A 3,161-nucleotide genomic window follows, 5' to 3' on the forward strand; every position below is an offset into this window, starting at 1 on the left:
GCCGCCCGTCCGCGCCGCGGCCGACCACCTGCACACCCGCCGCATCGCGGCGCTCGGCCGCTCGGCCCTGCGCCTGCGCACCGGCCGCCGGTTCCAGCTCGAAGCCGCCGGGGCGCCGGCGCTGCTCGTCGCCGACCGCGCGGTCGAGTCGGCGCACGAGCTGCTGCTCGGCCCCGGGCTCGACCGGCTCGGCCGCTGCCCCACCGAGCAGGGCGGCTGCGGCTGGCTGTTCCTCGATCACAGCCGCAACCGGTCGCGGCGCTGGTGCCGGATGTCCGACTGCGGCACGACGGTCAAGGCCCGCCGGCTGACCGAGCGGCGCCGCTCCACCCGCACGATCGACGTCTAGCTACTACTCCTACGAGGTACGGAGGAAGCATGGTGCTCTCCGCCGGCACCCGCGCGGCCGGTGCGCTCGCCGCCCTCTCCCTCTCCACGTTCGCATTCGTCACCACCGAGACCCTGCCCATCGGCCTGCTGCTGATGATCGCCGAGGACCTCGGCACGTCCGAGTCCGCGGTCGGCACCCTCGTCACCGTCTACGGGCTGATCGTGGTGGTCGCCTCGGTCCCGCTGACGCTGCTCGCCCGCCGGGTCCCACGCCGCCACCTGCTCGCGGGGCTGCTGGTCGTGTTCGTCCTGGCCAACCTGGTCTCGGCGGCGGCACAGAGCTACGCGCTGCTGCTGGTGGCCCGGGCCGCGGTCGCGCTGAGCCAGGCGGTCTTCTGGTCGATCGCGGCGCCGACGGCGGCCGGTCTCTACCCGCCGCGGCTGCGTGGCCGCGTCATCGCCGTGCTCTTCGCCGGGCCGGCGGTCGCCTCGATCGCCGGCATCCCGGCCGGCACCTGGCTGGGCCAGCAGACCGACTGGCGGGTGCCATTCGCCGTGCTGTCGGGCATCGGCGTCCTCGCCCTGCTCGCGATCGTCGTCCTGCTGCCGACCACGCCGCCGGAGAGCGGGCACGCCGCCCGGGGCGTGTCGCCGGACGCGCGCCGGTACTGGCTGCTCGTCGTGGCGACGGCACTGGCGATCGCCGGCGCGTTCACGTCGTTCACGTTCATCGCGCCGTTCCTCACCGACGTCTCGGGGTTCGCGGCCGCCGCGCTCGGTCCGCTGCTGCTGGTCCGCGGCGTGGTTGGGATCGCCGGGACGGCGCTCGGCGGAAGCCTCGCGGACCGGTGGCCGCAGGTGGCGATGACCGCGCCCATCGCGCTCCAGGCCGCCTCGTTCCTCGGGCTCTACGTCCTGGGTACGGCGCCGGTCGCCGCCGTGGCCTTCGTGGGGCTGTCCGGCCTGGCGATGGCCGGTCTGACGACGGCGCTGTCGAGCCAGGTGCTGCAGGTGGCGCCTGGCCGTACCGACATCGCGTCGGCCGGCTCGTCGACGGCGTTCAACGTCGGCATCACGCTGGGCGCGCTGCTGGGCAGCGTCCTCCTCCCGGCGTTCGGCGTGCGCAGCACCATGCTGGCCGGCGGCTTGCTGAGCCTGGCCGCGCTCGTGGCGCTGGCCGTCGAGCCGCTGCTCGCCCGCGCTCAGGCCAGGGCGTCGAGCACGGAGGCGACGTTGAACCAGGCGCACGCCCCGATGACGGCGGCGAAGGTGAGCAGCCAGACGCCGCCGGGGACGAACGAGCGCCGGCCCATCAGATAGGCGTCGGACTGCTGGACGCCGCGCCCGCTCGTGTGCGCCCGCACGACCGCCCACAGCCCGCGGACCGCACCCACCGTCAGCAGCCAGGCGAACGCGTACACGACCACCGTGCACAGCCAGGCCGACCCGTACCAGCCGACCAGGCCGAACGCGACCCCCGTCGTCAGCACGACGGCGACCGTCAGCCAGCTGCGCGACAGCAGGAAGACCAGCGCGAGGCAGACCACCAGGATGCCCAGCGCCAGCCGCGCCCACCCGTGCGTGGCCGCCCACACCAGCGCCCAGCCGACGACGGCCGGCGCGGGGTAGCCCCACCACATGGTCCACAACGTGCCCGGCGTGCTGTGCGACCAGAAGTTCGTGGCGCCGGACAGGTCGCCCCGCACCGTCACGCCGCGCAGCCGGAAGCCCGCCGTCAGCGCGGCGACGACGTGGCCCAGCTCGTGCACGATCGTCACCGGGTACCCGGCCAGCCGCCAGGCCGGCCCGTACACCGCCAGCACGACGCCGGCCAGCGCGAACCCCACCACCACGGACGACGGCATGGTCGCCAGCGTCTCGTCGACCCGGACGTTCGCGAACCAGTCGCGCACGCCGTCAGTGACACCGCCGCTCGACTCCGCCATCACCAGTTCCCATCTACGTGTCGGGCCAGGCACCTCAGCCCGCTGGCTCCCGTCGTCCGGCGCACCGGACCGGCCCGTCACCGGCCGACCCTAACCCGGCCCTCCCAGAGATCGTCGAACCCGTGGCAGACCTGCGGCCGGAAGGCCAGCAGCGCCGGCCGGAGCTGGTGCGGCGGCACCCTGACGGGCGACCGGGCGTCGCCGGCCGCCGCGGTCCACTGCTCCCGGCCGCGCGCCTCGAGGTCGTGCCGGTAGGTGAGGCGCAGCCGGATCGCCGGGTAGCGCACCAGCGTCCCGGTCCCGACGGCGTCCGGCGCCGGGTGCTCGGTGGCGACGACGTCGGCGCCCACGCCCGGGACCGGGACCGGCAGCGGCGCGTCCTCGTGCAGGTACAGGTCGACCACGCGGCGGCCCCGGGCGGGGGTGGCGGCGAGGTCGAAGGCGCGCCGCGTCACGGCGGCCTGCACCCAGTCCCAGCTGACGGTGGTCCGCACGAGCGCGCGCGGACGCCATCGGCGCTTGCGGACCAGCTCCAGCCCCTCGGCCGACACCAGGATGCCGACGCCGGCGGTGAAGCGCGGCAGCAGCCACAGCGTGATCGGCAGGGTGAAGCAGCAGAACAGGAACGGCACGAGCAGGACGAGCGCGATCAGCGCGGCCGCCACCGTCGGGAGCCCGAACGGGTCGTTCATCAGGTATCCGCCGCCGACCAGCACGGCGACCTGCACCAGGACCGCGAGCAGCAGCCGCGGCCACGACTCGCCGTGGTCCAGCCAGACCGGCCCCGCCGGACGGGGCACGGCGGGCGGCGCCGACGCGACGTCGTCGTCCGGGGCGACCGGCCGCGGCGGCGGGTCGGCGGGTGCGGTGGGCCGGCGCGGCGGC

General features: G+C 75.5%; 3 protein-coding genes and 1 pseudogene. 2 read left to right on the forward strand and 2 right to left on the reverse strand.

The features are described from left to right. Window positions 1-349 (forward strand): CGNR zinc finger domain-containing protein (locus DY240_RS23435; RefSeq protein WP_199702207.1); only part of this gene is annotated, 349 nt, incomplete at its 5' end. A gap of 29 nt (window positions 350-378) precedes the next feature. Continuing rightward, window positions 379-1,650 carry an MFS transporter gene (locus tag DY240_RS23440; RefSeq protein ID WP_119662162.1) on the forward strand — a complete coding sequence of 424 codons (1,272 nt, stop codon included), beginning with the start codon at window positions 379-381 and terminating at the stop codon, window positions 1,648-1,650. Here the strand turns inward: DY240_RS23440 and DY240_RS23445 are convergent. Together DY240_RS23445 and DY240_RS32410 are read right to left on the reverse strand one after the other, a co-directional pair. Continuing rightward, complete coding sequence (locus tag DY240_RS23445; protein ID WP_119662163.1) at window positions 1,533-2,276, reverse strand: M50 family metallopeptidase; 744 nt, start codon at window positions 2,274-2,276, stop codon at window positions 1,533-1,535. The genes DY240_RS23440 and DY240_RS23445 overlap by 118 nt on opposite strands. Before the next feature lie 77 nt (window positions 2,277-2,353). Then, window positions 2,354-3,161, reverse strand: a pseudogene (locus tag DY240_RS32410) (hypothetical protein); the annotation flags it as partial.

This window comes from Jiangella rhizosphaerae (assembly GCF_003579925.1).
GTDB classification, from domain to species: domain Bacteria; phylum Actinomycetota; class Actinomycetes; order Jiangellales; family Jiangellaceae; genus Jiangella; species Jiangella rhizosphaerae.

Excerpts from the sequence above, each read along its gene's own strand:
- DY240_RS23445 (WP_119662163.1), bottom strand. The coding sequence starts at position 2,276 with ATGGCGGAGTCGAGCGGCGGTGTCACTGACGGCGTGCGCGACTGGTTC.
- DY240_RS23440 (WP_119662162.1), top strand. The coding sequence starts at position 379 with ATGGTGCTCTCCGCCGGCACCCGCGCGGCCGGTGCGCTCGCCGCCCTC.